Genomic DNA, 16,012 nt, shown 5'->3' on the forward strand with positions numbered 1-16,012 from the left:
AAAGCCCGCAACCGTTACCGGTTGCGGGCTTTGACTTACTGCATATGGTGGGTCGTGTAGGATTCGAACCTACGACCAATTGGTTAAAAGACAATTGGGATCTAGGCCGAAATTTCCACCTAGGGAGGGGTTTTAAGCACCATTCCAGCGCCTAGACACGCAGCCTCTAATGAAATCCACATTAGAGGCATGGCAATGACACACCCGAAGAAAGCAAAACGAGCAGGTCAGGTTTCCACTAAGGGCGGCACCGGCAAATCCACCGGGTCGACCAACCTGGGAGCATTCACTGCAGACGCAGGGCTGCGCACCCTCCTCATCGACCTAGACCCCGTCCAGCCTTCCGCATCCTCGTATTTCCCCCTGGAGTACACCGCCCCGGGCGGCATTTTCGAGCTGCTGTCGTACAACGAGACCGACCCGGCCAAGATCATCTCCCGCACGTCGATCAAGAATCTCGACGTCATAATTTCGAACGACGCCAACAACCAGCTCAACAACCTCATACTGCAGGCGCCTGATGGCAGGCTGCGACTAGCCAACCTGATGTCGGCTTTCGATGCCGATTACGACCTCATCCTCTTTGACACCCAGGGCGCCCGCTCTGCGATGCTGGAGATGGTCGTTCTTGCATCCGATATCATCCTCTCCCCCCTCCCCCCGAACATGTTGGCCGCGCGCGAATTCAGCCGTGGGACCATCCATATGATGGATGGCCTGCGCAGTTACGCCCGTCTCGGCCTCACCATTCCCCACATCAACATCATCATCAACGGCCTGGATGAAACTGCTGACGCGCGCGCGATCCACCGCACCGTCCGTGAAATCTTCGACGGGAACCCTGACTACACCGTCCTGCAATCGATCATTCCAGATGCCGTCATCTTCAAGAAAGCCGCGAGCCAAGGCGTGCCGGCGCATCGGCTTGAATATCGTCAACCTTCGAACCGTAAGTCGCCGTCGGCGCTGAGCGTCATCCGCAACCTGGCTATCGAGGCGTTCCCAGAATGGAAAGACCGCTTCGAGGCAATGACCGAAGAGCGTGTTGCCGAGATCGCCAAGGAGGCCCGCCGCGATGAGTAAGCACACGATTACCGAGGCTGCCGGGATCACGGCCGACGAAGTCCTCAGAATTGGGAAACTCTACAGCTCCAATGAATTACGCGGCATTCAGAAAAAGCTGACATCCACGTCTGGAGATCTGCACAGGCTGGCCAACGGTTGGACGATCGGGAGCGGATTACTCGGGTCGCTCGGTGACCTTCTGAGCCATGAACAGCGCGATCTACTGCGGAATGCCGCACAACTCATTAACTCGATCGGCCACAACGTGACCCATGCGAAGGAAAAGCGCGTTCGGACCGAGAAGGACGCCAAACGGCGACAAGATGCGCGGGAAGCACTGTCGAAGCAGCTGGTTGCACGTACATTCCCATTGCCTACCGAAACCCCTGAAGAACTGCTGGAGACGATCAAGGCTGCACTCATCCTGAATCGTGCACGACAGTTCCAAACCTCATACAACCCTTCCGAGTTCAACATCTACATCAGAAATGATTTGCAGACACCTACTCGTCTGAATGGGATGTCTGCAGATCAGCATCGGGTCGGGAATGTCAGATCACTCCGCTACTTCATGATCAGCGACCTGACCAGTCATCTTGCTTATGACGATGGCTCATCGGTTGAGGAGCGCCTGCGACTGCTGCAGGAGAAGGTGACAGAAGCTGTTGCCCTGGCAGTCCTGACAGCAGACGAGCGCGAAACCCTGCGCCTGTGGAAAGAAGCCCTCTGTCCTGATCCTGCAAACCAGGAGGACCAGGCATGAACAACGTCAACCAACAGCAACTCGACCTCCTCTGGCACACCTTGGGCCTTTCCGCCGAGAACAGGCACCGCCGCACAGTGAGCCGTGACTACTTTCTGACCAGCCCAGGATGCAACGATGCCCTTCTACTCGACGGGCTGGTGGCAGTGGGTTTTATGTCGTGTGGCAAACCTCCTGCCTTCTGTCCGCAAGATGAAGTGCTCTACCGCGCTACACGCGAGGGTGAGTGCTTCGCAATGGACAGCCTTCCTGCTCTGCCAAAACGCACCCGATATGACGAGTTTCTGGATGCAGACAGTGGGATGGCATTCCACGAATGGCTCGGCATTGAAAAGCCCAAAATGGAATACCGCGACAAATCCTTTGTCCACGGCGATGTTGAGCCTGGCTGTCGGATGCGTTCAAGCTGGGCCACCGGCGAGTGGTGCAAGACCAAGAAAGACGCCAAGTCCAGCTACAAAGCGGCGTTGGCGGCTGCCAAAGCCAGACGTTTGGAGGCCGCGTGATGGACAAGCAGAAGATCCTGGACAAGATCACCAAGCTGCTGACGTTGGCGAACAACCCTGGGGCGAATACCAATGAAGCTGCAATAGCATTGCGCCAGGCCCGCGCACTCATGTCTCAATACAACATCGAGTCGGAGGAGCTTCGAGCGGACCAGGTTGCTGAGTCCAGCATCCGCACGGGGACACGTCGCTCTCCAGCGGACTGGCTGCACTCACTTGCCGCCACCTGTGCAGCTGCTTTCGACTGCAGCCACCTCTCCTACTACCACCCATTGATGGGGTACTCCTTCAAGTTTCTGGGCAAGGGTATCGGTCCAGAGCTGGCTTCCTACGCCTATAGCAGCCTCGCACTGCAACTGCAAAAAGCTCGTCGTGAGCACGTTTCGCAACAGAAGCGCTGCCAACTCAAGACGAAGCGCCGTCGCGGCCAGCTTTTCGCAGAAGGGTGGATCAGTGCAGTGGCTCACAAGGTTCGCCAGTTTGCAGGGGCGCTTGATCCAGAGGTGCAAGCGGACATCACAGCCTACCTGACACTTCATCACCCTGACCTGAAGCGATTCAACATCGAACCAACCGAGGCCAAGGGCCACGACCGTGGCTCACTGCAGGCAGGTGTCGAGCAGGGTCGCCACGCACTACTCCACCGCGGGGTTGGTCGCAGCCCTCAGTCAGCCATTTCCCACGGAGGTGCCAGATGACGGATCTGAACCTGTCACCTCCTCATTCAATCGAGGCCGAACAAGGCGTCCTTGGCGGTCTGATGCTGGACAACGAAGCCTGGGATCTGGTCGGTGATCTTCTGCAGGCGGACGATTTCTTTCGATCCGAACACAGGCTGATCTTCACTGCCATTCAGGAGCTCTCTGAAAAGAACAGCCCGTTCGACGTGGTAACTATTTTCGAGGCTATGGCGGTCCCCGAGGAGGTGGGAGGCCTTGCCTACCTCGTGGAGCTGGCCAAGAACACCCCGTCTGTAGCGAACATCCAGTCGTATGCCGAGATCGTGCGCGACCGGGCCCACCTCCGCCGAATCATGTCCCTGTGCTTCCAGGGCACCAGGGATGCGGCCGAAATCGCCGCTAACGCGACAGAGGTCCAGGACACGCTCGAGCAGAAGCTTTTCAAGCTTGGCGAAGGCCGTGTAGTTAGCGAATTCGCCAACATGAACGAGGCGCTGCTCTCCGTCGTCGACAAGATCGACGCCACCTTCAACGGCCATGTGACCGTGACAGGCGTACCAACTGGTATCACTGATCTGGATGTGATGACGCGCGGCCTGCAGCCAGCGGACCTGATCATCGTCGGCGCGCGACCATCCATGGGCAAGACCTCGTTCTGCTTGAGCATCGTCGATGCCGCGCTGAACAACGCGCCTGACGAGATCGTGCTGGTATTCAGCATGGAGATGCCTACCGAGGCCCTGATCTATCGAATGCTGGCCATTCTGGGCCATATCGACCTGAGCAGACTCCTGTCCGGTCAGTTGCAGGACGAGGACTGGCCCAAGTTATCTGCCGCTGTCCATCGCATGAACGCTTATGGCAATCGACTGGTCATCGATGACAGTGCAAACCTGACTCCTGCCGCGATGCGGGCCAAGGTACGACGTGCTAGCCGGCGCTTCGGGAAGCCTTGCTTGATCATGGCGGATTACCTGCAGCTCATGCGGAGCCCAGGCCAGGAAAACAGGGTCAACGAAATCAGCGAAATCTCCCGATCACTCAAGGGGATCGCGAAGGAGTTCAACTGCCCCTTCATGGCCCTCTCGCAGCTCAATCGGGACCTCGAGCGCCGGCCCAATAAGCGCCCAGTGAATGCTGATCTACGGGATAGCGGGGCTATCGAACAGGACGCGGACCTTATCGTCTTTGTCTATCGAGACGAAGTGTACAACGAGGACACCGAACTTAAAGGTGTCGCCGAACTGATCATTGGCAAACACCGCAACGGCCCCGTCGGTTATGTCCGTGCAGCCTTCATCGCCAACCAAACCCGATTCGCAAACCTCACTGCCGATCATTGGCAAGGAGCCGCTGCATGACGCCTGTACAAACCCAACCGATCACTCATAACTGCCGCAGCTGCGATCGGCACTTTCCATTGCACCAGATTCGCGAAGTACATCCCGCCGAGCATACCCCCGAGGGAGAGGCAGAGGTGATGGTTTGCCCTGTTTGCGGCAGCTACGACATCGATCAGCTCGAGGAGGTGGCCCGTGCAAACTGAACAGGCCTATCCATCGATCCCCGCCATCGCCGGTACCGAGCAATCAGCCTTGGCGTTTGCGCATCAGTCTGGCCTCAACGCGATTTGGCTCGAGGCGCTGAGCCTGGTCATCTCCCGGCTCAACCAGTTCGGCCAGACGGTAGCTCCCGTGGAGCTGACAGAACCGCTGCAGGAGCTCGAGCGCCTGCAGTACGTCGAAGTGGAGACCTGCACTTCCAGCGGTGTCTCGGTCAGCCTGCTTGGTCAGCCAGCGCTGTTGACGAACTACTTTTGGTCCGTGTGGGTACCCAAGCACCTGCTGGGCTGTGGACTGAAGGTCGCAGTGGCTCCCCACCCGCACTCAGCCCAGGACAACGCTCACCACTGCACTGTCGTGTTCCGCATCCCCGGCTCGCGGGAAGCTGCACGTGAGTTTCTCACGGACCTCGCCACCCAATACCCCGGCAGCAGCCCCGAGATCGTCGCCATCCAGACCGGACATGCCCTCTGTGCCGGAGGTGGCCAATGACTCTCGCATTGAAGTGCATCGTGAAATTCGACGGCGCTGGCTTCTGGACTAACACGGTGAAAGGCAAGCGTGCGAGCTGCACCGCAAACGATCGTACAGCTGCCGAGCGGTTGGCCGACCGCCTGTTTGGCGAAGGCAAGGCCACCGTTAAGCAACAATCGAGCGAGCCTGGCGACCGCGACAAATACATTGCCAGCCGCTGGCTTCTGACCGGTGAGGCCTTGTTGTCCGGTCAGGAGCAAAGCCATGCGTAACCCCCTCCGCGGCGCGCACGAAAGCGTCCGCCGGCTTGCTGAGTTCGCACAGGCCGAGGGTTGGACACTCACTCGTTCCAACAGCGGCCATCTGAAATTCAGCAAGACCGGCTTCACACCTATCTTCACCTCCTGCACACCGGGCGACCACCGAGCCGAGCGCAACACCCGGGCGCAGCTCCGCCGTGCCGAGGCCCAAAACTGCGCTTCTCGAGGGAACCACTAATGCCTATCCGACATGCAATTGTTCACCAACTCGACAAGCGGCCCGACGGCAGCCCCGCCGTCCTTCACGCTCGTGACACTGAACTGCCATCTTCCGATGCCATAGAGAATCTCCAGGGTGACCTGAACGACAGCTACAACGCCAAGCAAGGCAAAGCGTGGGGTTTCTTCCATGGAGAGTCGGGAGCCTACCCGTTCAGCGGCTGGTTGAAGCTGTACCTGGAGGAGCAGCAAGACTTCACCAGCTTCAGCCGTGTGTCTGTCGAGCACCTGCAGAAACTGCTTGAAGAGGTCAACCTTTCCACCGGTGGCCACGTGCTCTTCAGCCACTACCAACAAGGCCTGACTGAATACCTGATGATCGCTGTCCTACAGCAGGTCGAAACCGTCGGCCTGGACGGTGATCTTAATGTTGTGACCTCTCGCTATCTGGACACCAGCAATTTCTCCTGCGCTGCCCGGATCAACCTGAGCGAGTGGCGCAACAATCCAAACTCGAAGCAGTACATTTCCTTCGTCAAAGGCAAAAACGGCAGGAAGCGTTCGGATTACTTCCGCGACTTCATCGGGTGCCAGGAAGGCGTCGACGGGCCAGGTGAAACCCGCGCGCTTCTCAAAGCCTTCACTGAATACGTCGAGAAAGAAGATCTCCCAGAAGAAAGCGCCCGGGAGAAAACCCATGCGCTGCTCGACTATGCCACTACCCAAACCAAGCTGGGGCAGCCCCTCTCTCTTCAAGAGCTGTCTCAGACTCTCGATGAAGACCGCCCTCAGGCGTTTTACGACCACATCCGCAATAGCGACTACGGCCTATCACCGGAGATCCCGGCCGATAAACGAACGCTCAACCAGTTCCGCCGTTTCACCGGCCGCGCCGAAGGTCTGTCTATTAGTTTTGAGGCGCACCTCCTCGGTTCCAACGTCACCTACGACGCCGACACCGGCTCCCTGACGATCAAGAACCTGCCCACTCAGCTCACCGACCAACTCAAGCGCCGCCAGTAAGGAGAACCACCATGAGCGCAACCAATTCCCGTACCGCTGACAAGTTCGTGGTTCGCCTGCCGGACGGCATGCGTGAACAAGTGGCGGAAGTCGCCCGCAAGAATCATCGTTCCATGAACAGCGAAATCATTGATCGCCTCGAGCAGTCGCTACTCAACGGCCAATTTAAACCGGCGGAGAAAGCCATGGGCGACGGCGCCAACGCAGAGGATTTGCAATCCGAGCTGAGCCGCGCATACCGGATCATCGATCGTCTGCTGCAGAACGCCGTTCCTACACAGGACGATATCCAAGAGGTGTTGCACTTGATCCGGAAGCAAACACCCCTGGCTCTGTCCCACGTTGCTGCGGTAGGAGCTTGATATGGCCGCCACAGACCTCAAAGCCAAGCTCCTGGCGCCAGGCTTCAGCCCTACAGGCTCCCCCGCTGCCATGAGCGACCCTATCGCTGATACCCCACTCGTCCTGAGCATCGACGAGGTCCTCCCATGGGAGGACAACCCTCGTACCACCCGAAACCCTCGGTACGATGAACTCAAGGAGTCGATACGCAACCGCGGCCTCGACACTCCCCCGCCTGTAACACGTCGACCAGGTGAAGAAAAGTATCGCATCCGCAACGGTGGCAATACTCGCATTTCGATCTTGAAGGAGCTGTTCCAAGAGACCAACGACCCACAGTATCAGCGACTCCACGTGCTGTTCCGCCCTTGGGACCAGGTCCGAGGCGAGATCATTATGCTCACCGGCCACCTGGCCGAGGATCTGAAAGGTGAGCTCAAATTCATCGAACGTGCCGTGGGTGTGGGTAAGGCAAAAGCACTGTATGAAGTTGAAGACGGACAAGAAATTGGTATTCGAGAGCTTTCCCGACGACTGACGAAAGACGGATATCCAGTTTCACATTCGCACATTAGTAGGATGCTTGATGCTTTGCAGTACTTACTGCCGGCGGCCCCTGGTTTGTTGTACTCAGGCCTTGGTTATGATCGCATCACTAAAATCTTAGCCCTGCGGAAATCTGCGTTCGCCTGCTGGATTAAACATTACAGCGGAGATGGCGTCGACTTCGAAATGCTGTTCCAGGACGTCCTTGCCCAGTTCGAAGGCGAGGCAGAAGAGTTTCTGTTCCAGCGTTTCCAGGACGAGCTCATCGGCACGATGAAGAAATCGCTGCCGCTGGGCTATGAAGACATTCTGCTGGAGATCACTCAGCAGCAGGACAGACTTCGTCGCTCAACGCCGGTGGTTGAGCTGCCTGCAGTTGCTCCAGCTACTACTCCCCCTCCTCCAGGTCCTGGTGGAGACTCAACACCTCCCCCACCACGCCAGGCGGTTGGAGATACCGGAGGGTCGCAGAACCCCGAATCTGCACCCCCCCCTCCAGCTGGTCCGGCGCTGGGCACCTTGCTCACCCCTGAGGAACAGCAGGCAAGGATTGGAGAACATATTGCCTCTCCTGCGAACCTCAGCCAGCGGGTAATCGAGACAAAAGCGAAGCTGGCCGCACTCAGTGGTGAGACGCTGCCCGACTTCAACTCGAACTGCTTAGTCGCGATCCCTGTCCAGGCCGGTGGGCTGCACCCCATCACAGACCTTTGGTACATCGAGCGCCAAATTGACGAGCCTACTGAGTTGCGCAACCAGGTAGCGCAGCTGGCGGTGGAGATACTCGAGTCCGTCAACGGCCCAGGTGATATCCAAGCAATCAATGGTGGAATTGGTTTCAAGTACAAGCAGCCGGAGACTGACGTTGAGATCACTGCCACAGCCCAACATACCTTGACACTGCTTCAGTCACTGAGCGGTGCCATGGCGATTGCTCTGAACATGCTGAACGAACAGCCGGACCCAGCCAGCGCATTAGCCGAGTTTGAATTTGCAGCCGGCCTCGGCCAACTACTGCTGGGTCAACCTCTAGGTGCTAAGCAGGCACCAGGTGACGAAGGCCGTTTGAGCGACGGTGCGCTGGTCAAACTGTTCCGCATCATTCGGCTGGCTCGACGGCTGATCGACTTGGAAATCGAAGAGTTCAAACGGTCCTCACCAGTCCAGGACAACTGAACACTTGATGAGATGAATGGGAGGGAGTCTCAATGTCCAAGTCAACACTTAACGAAGCAGTTCTGTCGCAGCTTCTTGACCTGATGCGCAATGGTCAACTCCAGCGTTGTGTAGAAATGGGGGTTGAACCTGAGGTGCTGGGCCAGATCCAGCACCCAACAGTCCTCAGCTTGCTCCGCAACACACCGGTCAGTTGGGTCAACGTGTCTATCAACAGCTCGATGATCCTCAAGCTTCTAACCGGGGCTGCGCGCTCAGAAGAGGAGACACGTCTTATTGAGCGGGCAATTCGCCTGGGGGCCACTACCAGCTTGCTCAACAAGTTCTTCGGGCTCACACCTCAAGAGATCGCACTGCAGCGTACCGTTATTGGAGTTCGAGCTCCGCGCGGACGGTGGCCCGAGCTTTCCGAAGATCAAGATCATCATATTTGGCACCGCTGGACCAAGTTGATGGATGAAAACCGAGTGGAACTCGAGGACAGCCTGGCCATGCTCGACGTTGCCATGCTGGTTGCTGAAGAGCTGAGCACAGATGGCTTAACGCTTGCGCAGATCTGGTCTCGTATCACTCAGTGGATCGAACAAGGTCTGTACCCAGGCAGCAAGGAAAAATCCCGAGTACCTGAGCGTCGACAACTCACTCTGCTGGAGGAGGGTGGCATACGCCGTGTCGAAGAGAGCTACCCCGCCTCTGCCCACTTTGGAGAAGGCGAACATAGAAAATGAAATTCACACGGTTCCCGATTTCCACGCTCCTAGATTCGGCCTCGGGGCAACTCGAGGCCCATGTACAGAAGAAGAGAGCTGAGGACACCGCCCCTACTGCTGCACCTGCTACACCCTACTCCGGGATCATATTCAGCGGTAATCCGCATGAAACGGTCCCGCGTAAGCTCCTGCTCGACAATCGACTGACCCCCTTGGAACGCAATTGCTGGCAAGTCTTCCGATTACTTGTCAATGAAGATGGCATCACAGCCTTCCCCACCTATGACCAGCTACGGCCATACCTGGGCATGAACCCAGGGAAACATGCCTCTAGAGAAACCGTGGCAAAAGCCTTGACCGTGCTCCGTCTAACTCGATGGTTGAGCTTGGGTAGGACAGTCCGCAATGAGATCAACGGACAGGTGCAGGGGAATGTCTATCTGCTCCACGACGAGCCTGTAACACCGGCAGAGGCCCTGGAGTTCGACAAGGACTACATGACCTTGCTGATGCAATCCATGGAGCATCAGAACAAAGCGATCAAGGACATCGCGGCGATCACCTGGCGCGAATTCACCAGCGATCCCGACGTGGGCCGACGACTTCCCTCGCGCATTGACACGATTAGCGATCGGCTGAATGCCCAGTCCTGGGCTGTAGAGACCAAGCAAAATGCGCTGCCCGCCCCTGAGTTCGGAATCCGAACTCAGCAAGATTTAGCCTCGGAAGGACTGAGTTCGGATTCCGAACTCAGCGCGAACTCAGCGAAACAGGGGGACCTGCCCCTCAGTTCGGAATCCGAACTCAGGCTAAAACCGCTGAGTACACCCTCAGTTCGGAATCCGAACTCAGCTAGTACGTATACAAATACAGACAAGTCTGTATCTAAAAGCTTTGTACAACCACGCGAGAGTGCAGGTGTGAATTGGTTGCTTGCCCTGGATCTTCTCAAGCCAGAGGACCGTGTGAAGGCACGAGAAATCATGGGGCCGGTACCGGAGCATGTTCGAGAGGCGGTGATCAACCAGTGGAAGCATCGCTGCGCAACCGGAAGTGTGGCCAAGCCCCTTGCATACCTGACAACCCTTGCTGGCAAGGCCATCCGAGGCGACTTCAACGCAGAGTGGAGCCCTTCCGCTCCCGCTACCACTCCGACGCCAACGCCACCAGCAGCACGGACTGTTGCACGCCCGATCCAGCCCATCGCTCATGAGCCAGCACCGACAGCGACCACGATGCAGACAGCGAACTCTGCACTCGCCTCGCTCCAGGCCATGCTTGACCCACGTCGCCGCGCGGAGCCCATCGATGAGTAATTGGATGAGTTCTGAGATCACTCTGGGACTTGGCTCCATCGCGTTGGGCATGCTGGTTGGCCGCCTGTGTTCCTGGGTCGCCTGCTGGCTGCCGACCCTTCTCGAGCACCAATGGCGTGATGCCCGTGAGTTGCTTGGACTGGACCTCGATAAAGATCCCGCCCCCAACTGCCCAAAACATCCCGAGCAGAACTCTGGATCGAACAGATCGGCTGCGCCGGGTTGTCGCTCATGGTGACATTGCCCTTTCTCGCCAGCGCCACTGCATTTTACTAGTCAGCCATCGGCCTTATACAAACCCACTCATTGGAACATGACATGAAAACTCGCCAGAACAAAATTGCACCGTTCTTAGGTGCTATATCGCTAAAACCACTCCAGCACCCGTTCTACTTCTTCCTGCTGCTTAGTGCTGTTTCGCTGGCAATCACCCACTGGGCCGAAATCGAGCTGCAACAGGCGTTCTGGTTGCAGTGGTCTGTATGTCTGTCAGTAAATATACTAGCCATCTCCATCACCAACTCCCTCAACCGGAGATTGATTCCGCAAATAATCCAAATTCGCAACATTAGAAATGTATCTAGAGCCATTGCGACATGGGTGCTGGCCCTTATCTTCTGCTCGATAAGTATGCGCACTCACGAATCACAATACCTAGCGCTAATACACATCACAACTGACATACATGCCTTTCCTTTCTTGACAGGTGCATCTATGGCTGTAACCGCACTGACAGTGACAGCGCAGCTATTCCTATTATTCATAACGATCATCTCCCCCTATAGATGCATCTTCACGAAAGAAGAAATTTAATTACAAAATTATCTCTAATAGAACTCAGCTTCGCCACCTGAGTAGTCAACACCACCACTGCAAATAGCAAAGTAAGCAGAAACCAAACAATCAGTTTTTTCATATCGAACCAGTCGCTCAGGTCGTAGTACGAAAACCAAGCCTATCATGGAGCCAGCACCGTTCCCCTGTGCTGAGCCCTCCACTGAGGGGATTCACAAGCCCCACCAACCTGGACACTGGTCAAGGCCAGACCGGTGGCTCCACGGAATCGCGCAGAGTGTTGTGGCCTGCATCACCTGCCGATCAGATCACCGGTGTCGACGGCCAGGTGAGTGTTGCCACTGGCAACAGTTCAAAGTGGTGTGGGCCACACCACTTCGCCAAGCTAGCACCGGCGCTGCGGGCCGAGCATAGTGTGGCCACCGGCAACACCCCAAAGTGGTGTGGGCCACACCATTTCGCCGAGCTGACACCGGCGCTGCCGGCCAAGCATAGAGTTGCCACCGGCAACAGCCCAAAGTGGTGTGGGCCACACCACTTCGCCAAGCTAGCACCGGCGCTGCGGGCCGAGCATAGTGTTGCCACCGGCAACACCCCAAAGTGGTGTGGGCCACACCACTTCGCCGAGCTGACACCGGCGCTGCCGGCCAAGCATAGAGTTGCCACCGGCAACACCCCAAAGTGGTGTGGGCCACACCATTTCGCCGAGCTGACACCGGCGCTGCCGGCCAAGCATAGAGTTGCCACCGGCAACACCCCAAAGTGGTGTGGGCCACACCATTTCGCCGAGCTGACACCGGCGCTGCCGGCCAAGCATAGAGTTGCCACCGGCAACAGCCCAAAGTGGTGTGGGCCACACCACTTCGCCAAGCTAGCACCGGCGCTGCGGGACGAGCATAGTGTTGCCACCGGCAACACCCCAAAGTGGTGTGGGCCACACCACTTCGCCAAGCTAGCACCGGCGCTGCGGGCCGAGCATAGTGTTGCCACCGGCAACAGCCCAAAGTGGTGTGGGCCACACCACTTCGCCGAGCTGACACCGGCGCTGCCGGCCAAGCATAGAGTTGCCACCGGCAACAGCCCAAAGTGGTGTGGGCCACACCACTTCGCCAAGCGAGCACCGGCACTGCCGGCCAAGCATAGCGTCGCTACCGGCAACACCCCAAAGTGGTGTGGGTCACACCACTTCGCTGAGCTGACACCGGCATCAGTTCGGCCCGCATCACTCACCGACGCAACGTCGATGACCACCGAACGATGCCAATGGCCCACTACAGTGATGAGGCTTACATCATTCACTAACCTAGCCACCGGCGGTGCCGCCCGCCAACCGGATTGTTCCACTGAAATCACCTTCCAGTGTTGCGGCCCACACCACTCAGGCCAGGCGACCGACGCCGACGGACAAACTGATGATTCCACTGGAATCACCCTGCAGTATTGCGGCCCAAACCATTCATCGACCTGGCTGCCGGCGCCAAGTCGAGTGGTGCCACCGGAACGACCTGGCAGTGATGCGGCCCGCATCACCAGGAGGGTGTGAACCGACCAGCACAAATCCAGCACCCCGGGTTCTTCATTTATTACTGCGCACCCAACAGCCTGAAAGCAGCATGGCCATCGTTCACCCACCTTATATAAGGAAACCATGTCCATGGCTGACAACTATCAGCTCAACATCGGCTCCCTCAGGAGCCAGGTCCAGCTGACTCTCCACACCCACCATGCTGCCCGAATCTGGCTGGGACGCCAGAAGACCGATGACAAACACAGCATCCTCGGGCTGGCGGGCTTCTGCCTCAAGATCAACCAGATCGACCGTGGCGCGGCCCAGGACGACCCATACTCGGACTGGTGGATGATCAGGATCGAAGAGAAGATCCAGGAAGTGGACGATGCCCTGAAGGCCATCGACAGCCGCCTGGATGAAGTGATGGCCCAGTTGCCCAAGGCGCTCGAAATCAGTGAGAACCTCTCCATCCAGCCACTGAAGCTGCCGCTCTTCATCTCCAACCCGCTGGGCTTCAAGGGCGTCCATCTACTGACGCAGTACGACGAAGTCGTCCGTCGCATCCTGCTGGCTCAGCACGTTGCCATGATCGGCCGCCGCGATGGCGAGATTTGGATTGATGAAGGTGCTCACCTGCTGCGCAGTCTTTTTGGGCTGGCCCAGCTCCACCGTTTCTCCGGTGCATCACGTGACGACTTCGCCGCCAACAATGCCCGGGCTGAAAACGCGCGCGAGATGTACAAGCGCTACGGCGACATCCCCCAAGATATCCTGGAAGGCACCCGCCGCTCGAACTTTGCCCCGACCATCCGCCGTGGCTCCGCAGGCCCGGTCGAGGATATGGATGACGATCTCGAAGGCGAGGCATGACGCTCATGCGTTCGGACACCCGACAAACGGACGCACTGCAACAGGGTGCCTTCAAACCGCTGCAACAGGGTGCCTATCAGGCACTGCAACAGAGTGCCTCACTAAAAGGCCTTTTAAAGCCCTTTAAAGGTAAGGGGGAGCTGATCCAGTTGGCGGAGCATTGCGCATCGCTGGAGGCGGGGCTGCGCACCCTTACCCAGGAAGTGCTGGCCCAGGTCCGTCAACATCCATTCGCTCTGTTGCCCGTCAGGCTCATCGAGCAGAACACGGCAGCTGGCACAACCTTTCTTCGCTGGCAAAGCGTGCAAGAGCGGCGCATGGGTGTCGGCGTATGGGCTCAGATGATCCACGCCCCCAAGACACCAATCCACTTGCTGCAGGACCTGTTTGCCCTAGAGCAACACCGAATCACCCTGAACATGCAGATCAGCCTCATCCATTCCATCGGCAAACAGGCCGCCGAGTGCGCAGAAAAGATGGGGCAGGCCGAGGCCGAATATCAGGCTCGACTGCAGCAGGTCATGAAGGCCGACACGGCTCATCGCCGGCAATTTTGAGGAGTGTCCAAGTACACAGCGCAATTTTGCGGCGATAGCCCGGAAGCACCAGTCGCAAGCGTTCCAACCACCCATAGACCTAGACGGAGCAGTACCCTTGACCACAAATCAACTGAACACCAACCAGACCTCTACCGAGGTCAGCGTCGAAATCATCGATGGTAAGCCGACCACCACCAGCCTGGATGTAGCCAAGCACTTCCGTAAGCAACACAAGGACGTGCTCAGGAGCATCGCCAATCTGGATTGCTCCTCTGAATTTACACAGCGCAATTTTGCGCCGTGTACCCGGCCAGGCTCTAACAACAAACCCGAACCCTACTACCGCATGACCCGCGACGGCTTCGTGTTCCTCTGCATGGGGTTCACCGGCAAGGAGGCAGCGCAGTGGAAAGAGGCCTACATCGGGGCCTTCAACAAGATGGAGCAGGTCCTCATCGACCAACCGGAGATCCTCAGCCACAAGCACCTGCTCAACTTCGCCCTGAAGACCCTTGAGCTCATGCGCGAACGCGAAGTCAATCAACCACCTCGCCCAACTACCGAGCATGTGGTGTTGAACTACCTCAACATCGATTCGCTGGATCAAGCGACACCAGAGCAGCTCGAGCAAGCAATCACCTTTGCTCAAGGACAGATGATCGGCGAAGGAACCGCAGCCAAATCTCTTCCAGGTGTCGCTGGTACCTCCATTGCCAAAGACCTTCTCTACGGCCTTCTGCGTTCGTCACACGATGCCGAACTGCTTTTCAACTCGCTATACGACAAAGGCGTCGAGAAGCTGACCAGCGAAGTCTTCAAAGCCCATATGTCTGACAAGTTGGCCGAGACTTCACAGCAAGCGCGGGATCTCCTCGGCTACATCACCCGCAATGCTCTGCGCACTCCCTACACCCCCAAGTCCACTCACTGAGGAACAAATCATGGGTACACCAGTAGTTTGGGAAGGCAACGTCGGCAACGCTGCCGAGCACCGGTCGTTCGCCAACGGCAACAAAGATCCGCGGCACATGCTGCGCCTCAACGTGATGTTCGATAACTCGATCCCTGATGGCCAGGGCGGCTTCAAGGATCGTGGGGGGTTCTGGTCCAACGTTGAGTGGTGGCATCAGGATGCCGAGCGCTTTGCTGAACTGTTCCAGAAAGGCATGCGGGTCCTGGTCATTGGCCGGGCGATCATGGACACCTGGAAAGACAAGCAAACAGGTGAAGACGTTTCGGCGCTCAAGGTCGAGGCAAGCCGCATCGCGATCCTCCCGCATCGTATCGAACAGGTCATCCTGGCATCGAACGGCAATGGTCAGCGTCCGGCCAATCACCAGCAAGGTCAGGGGCGCAGTCAGACCAGCGGCGGCCAGGCTCAAAACGTTCCTCAGCCGAGCCCCGAAGACATGCGCCAATACGGCGAAGGCTTTGACGACGACATCCCCCTGTAGCCCCCCTTTAATTTGGCGCGCCACATCGCGAAGCTCCTGGTGACAAGGAAGTCACTTCGAGCTTCCCCGCCTTTCGATGAAGCGTCTCCGTGGCAATCTGCTCACAGCCTAGCAGGCGATTTTAAGGCGCCATTCGCGAATTCTCAGGAGGCATGAATCTACCTCCGCCATCTCCAATTGCTTGGAGAAATCATGCCGTGAA

19 protein-coding genes are annotated in these 16,012 nt (G+C 57.6%); all 19 read left to right on the forward strand.

Annotated features, from left to right (window positions below):
- The first annotated feature begins 195 nt into the window (after window positions 1-195).
- The gene (locus E6B08_RS23085) at window positions 196-1,083 is read left to right on the forward strand and encodes a ParA family protein (protein ID WP_136916132.1); all 888 of its coding nucleotides are present in this window, start codon (window positions 196-198) and stop codon (window positions 1,081-1,083) included.
- Window positions 1,076-1,828, forward strand: coding sequence for a hypothetical protein (locus E6B08_RS23090; protein WP_136916133.1), 753 nt, complete (start codon window positions 1,076-1,078; stop codon window positions 1,826-1,828). The genes E6B08_RS23085 and E6B08_RS23090 overlap by 8 nt, the downstream gene beginning before the upstream one ends.
- Window positions 1,825-2,334: a hypothetical protein gene (locus E6B08_RS23095; protein ID WP_136916134.1), complete on the forward strand. Its 510-nt coding sequence runs from the start codon at window positions 1,825-1,827 to the stop codon at window positions 2,332-2,334. Before E6B08_RS23090 ends, E6B08_RS23095 begins: the two co-directional genes overlap by 4 nt.
- Window positions 2,334-3,032 (forward strand): DUF2786 domain-containing protein, encoded by a 699-nt coding sequence (locus tag E6B08_RS23100; RefSeq protein WP_136916135.1) that lies wholly within the window; start codon window positions 2,334-2,336, stop codon window positions 3,030-3,032. Before E6B08_RS23095 ends, E6B08_RS23100 begins: the two co-directional genes overlap by 1 nt.
- Window positions 3,029-4,375: a replicative DNA helicase gene (dnaB, locus tag E6B08_RS23105; RefSeq protein ID WP_136916136.1), complete on the forward strand. Its 1,347-nt coding sequence runs from the start codon at window positions 3,029-3,031 to the stop codon at window positions 4,373-4,375. The genes E6B08_RS23100 and dnaB overlap by 4 nt, the downstream gene beginning before the upstream one ends.
- Window positions 4,372-4,560: a hypothetical protein gene (locus tag E6B08_RS23110; protein ID WP_136916137.1), complete on the forward strand. Its 189-nt coding sequence runs from the start codon at window positions 4,372-4,374 to the stop codon at window positions 4,558-4,560. The genes dnaB and E6B08_RS23110 overlap by 4 nt, the downstream gene beginning before the upstream one ends.
- Window positions 4,550-5,068 carry a hypothetical protein gene (locus E6B08_RS23115; protein ID WP_136916138.1) on the forward strand — a complete coding sequence of 173 codons (519 nt, stop codon included), beginning with the start codon at window positions 4,550-4,552 and terminating at the stop codon, window positions 5,066-5,068. The genes E6B08_RS23110 and E6B08_RS23115 overlap by 11 nt, the downstream gene beginning before the upstream one ends.
- A complete protein-coding gene (locus E6B08_RS23120) occupies window positions 5,065-5,322 on the forward strand; it encodes a hypothetical protein (protein ID WP_136916139.1) in 258 nt (85 codons plus the stop codon). The genes E6B08_RS23115 and E6B08_RS23120 overlap by 4 nt, the downstream gene beginning before the upstream one ends.
- Window positions 5,315-5,548 carry a hypothetical protein gene (locus tag E6B08_RS23125; RefSeq protein ID WP_136916140.1) on the forward strand — a complete coding sequence of 78 codons (234 nt, stop codon included), beginning with the start codon at window positions 5,315-5,317 and terminating at the stop codon, window positions 5,546-5,548. Before E6B08_RS23120 ends, E6B08_RS23125 begins: the two co-directional genes overlap by 8 nt.
- Window positions 5,548-6,552, forward strand: a complete 1,005-nt coding sequence (gene yejK / locus E6B08_RS23130) for a nucleoid-associated protein YejK (RefSeq protein WP_136916141.1) — start codon at window positions 5,548-5,550, stop codon at window positions 6,550-6,552. The genes E6B08_RS23125 and yejK overlap by 1 nt, the downstream gene beginning before the upstream one ends.
- Before the next feature lie 11 nt (window positions 6,553-6,563).
- Window positions 6,564-6,914, forward strand: coding sequence for an Arc family DNA-binding protein (locus E6B08_RS23135; RefSeq protein ID WP_136916142.1), 351 nt, complete (start codon window positions 6,564-6,566; stop codon window positions 6,912-6,914).
- 1 nt (window position 6,915) lies between these two features.
- Window positions 6,916-8,616, forward strand: a complete 1,701-nt coding sequence (locus tag E6B08_RS23140) for a ParB family protein (RefSeq protein ID WP_136916143.1) — start codon at window positions 6,916-6,918, stop codon at window positions 8,614-8,616.
- Between the two features lie 32 nt (window positions 8,617-8,648).
- The gene (locus E6B08_RS23145; protein WP_136916144.1) at window positions 8,649-9,344 is read left to right on the forward strand and encodes a DUF2857 domain-containing protein; all 696 of its coding nucleotides are present in this window, start codon (window positions 8,649-8,651) and stop codon (window positions 9,342-9,344) included.
- Window positions 9,341-10,642, forward strand: coding sequence for an STY4528 family pathogenicity island replication protein (locus E6B08_RS23150; protein ID WP_136916145.1), 1,302 nt, complete (start codon window positions 9,341-9,343; stop codon window positions 10,640-10,642). The genes E6B08_RS23145 and E6B08_RS23150 overlap by 4 nt, the downstream gene beginning before the upstream one ends.
- Window positions 10,643-10,960: 318 nt before the next feature.
- Entirely contained in the window at window positions 10,961-11,455 is a 495-nt protein-coding gene (locus E6B08_RS23155; protein ID WP_136916146.1) for a hypothetical protein, read from the forward strand.
- A gap of 1,636 nt (window positions 11,456-13,091) precedes the next feature.
- The gene (locus tag E6B08_RS23160) at window positions 13,092-13,817 is read left to right on the forward strand and encodes a PFL_4669 family integrating conjugative element protein (RefSeq protein WP_136916147.1); all 726 of its coding nucleotides are present in this window, start codon (window positions 13,092-13,094) and stop codon (window positions 13,815-13,817) included.
- The gene (locus tag E6B08_RS23165; protein WP_136916148.1) at window positions 13,814-14,374 is read left to right on the forward strand and encodes a DUF3158 family protein; all 561 of its coding nucleotides are present in this window, start codon (window positions 13,814-13,816) and stop codon (window positions 14,372-14,374) included. Before E6B08_RS23160 ends, E6B08_RS23165 begins: the two co-directional genes overlap by 4 nt.
- A 97-nt stretch (window positions 14,375-14,471) precedes the next feature.
- Window positions 14,472-15,287, forward strand: coding sequence for a Rha family transcriptional regulator (locus E6B08_RS23170; RefSeq protein ID WP_136916149.1), 816 nt, complete (start codon window positions 14,472-14,474; stop codon window positions 15,285-15,287).
- A 10-nt stretch (window positions 15,288-15,297) separates the two neighbouring features.
- Window positions 15,298-15,810 carry a single-stranded DNA-binding protein gene (locus tag E6B08_RS23175; protein WP_136916150.1) on the forward strand — a complete coding sequence of 171 codons (513 nt, stop codon included), beginning with the start codon at window positions 15,298-15,300 and terminating at the stop codon, window positions 15,808-15,810.
- Window positions 15,811-16,012: the final 202 nt, after the last annotated feature.

It is taken from the genome of Pseudomonas putida (genome assembly GCF_005080685.1).
GTDB classification, from domain to species: Bacteria; Pseudomonadota; Gammaproteobacteria; order Pseudomonadales; family Pseudomonadaceae; genus Aquipseudomonas; species Aquipseudomonas putida_V.

What these genes read in the sequence shown, in the direction of transcription:
- yejK (WP_136916141.1), top strand. Translation starts at nt 5,548, where the DNA reads ATGCCTATCCGACATGCAATTGTTCACCAACTCGACAAGCGGCCCGAC.
- dnaB (WP_136916136.1), top strand. Translation starts at nt 3,029, where the DNA reads ATGACGGATCTGAACCTGTCACCTCCTCATTCAATCGAGGCCGAACAA.
- E6B08_RS23120 (WP_136916139.1), top strand. Translation starts at nt 5,065, where the DNA reads ATGACTCTCGCATTGAAGTGCATCGTGAAATTCGACGGCGCTGGCTTC.
- E6B08_RS23125 (WP_136916140.1), top strand. Translation starts at nt 5,315, where the DNA reads ATGCGTAACCCCCTCCGCGGCGCGCACGAAAGCGTCCGCCGGCTTGCT.
- E6B08_RS23140 (WP_136916143.1), top strand. Translation starts at nt 6,916, where the DNA reads ATGGCCGCCACAGACCTCAAAGCCAAGCTCCTGGCGCCAGGCTTCAGC.
- E6B08_RS23150 (WP_136916145.1), top strand. Translation starts at nt 9,341, where the DNA reads ATGAAATTCACACGGTTCCCGATTTCCACGCTCCTAGATTCGGCCTCG.
- E6B08_RS23135 (WP_136916142.1), top strand. Translation starts at nt 6,564, where the DNA reads ATGAGCGCAACCAATTCCCGTACCGCTGACAAGTTCGTGGTTCGCCTG.
- E6B08_RS23175 (WP_136916150.1), top strand. Translation starts at nt 15,298, where the DNA reads ATGGGTACACCAGTAGTTTGGGAAGGCAACGTCGGCAACGCTGCCGAG.
- E6B08_RS23100 (WP_136916135.1), top strand. Translation starts at nt 2,334, where the DNA reads ATGGACAAGCAGAAGATCCTGGACAAGATCACCAAGCTGCTGACGTTG.
- E6B08_RS23095 (WP_136916134.1), top strand. Translation starts at nt 1,825, where the DNA reads ATGAACAACGTCAACCAACAGCAACTCGACCTCCTCTGGCACACCTTG.
- E6B08_RS23155 (WP_136916146.1), top strand. Translation starts at nt 10,961, where the DNA reads ATGAAAACTCGCCAGAACAAAATTGCACCGTTCTTAGGTGCTATATCG.
- E6B08_RS23090 (WP_136916133.1), top strand. Translation starts at nt 1,076, where the DNA reads ATGAGTAAGCACACGATTACCGAGGCTGCCGGGATCACGGCCGACGAA.
- E6B08_RS23110 (WP_136916137.1), top strand. Translation starts at nt 4,372, where the DNA reads ATGACGCCTGTACAAACCCAACCGATCACTCATAACTGCCGCAGCTGC.
- E6B08_RS23165 (WP_136916148.1), top strand. Translation starts at nt 13,814, where the DNA reads ATGACGCTCATGCGTTCGGACACCCGACAAACGGACGCACTGCAACAG.
- E6B08_RS23160 (WP_136916147.1), top strand. Translation starts at nt 13,092, where the DNA reads ATGGCTGACAACTATCAGCTCAACATCGGCTCCCTCAGGAGCCAGGTC.
- E6B08_RS23145 (WP_136916144.1), top strand. Translation starts at nt 8,649, where the DNA reads ATGTCCAAGTCAACACTTAACGAAGCAGTTCTGTCGCAGCTTCTTGAC.
- E6B08_RS23085 (WP_136916132.1), top strand. Translation starts at nt 196, where the DNA reads ATGACACACCCGAAGAAAGCAAAACGAGCAGGTCAGGTTTCCACTAAG.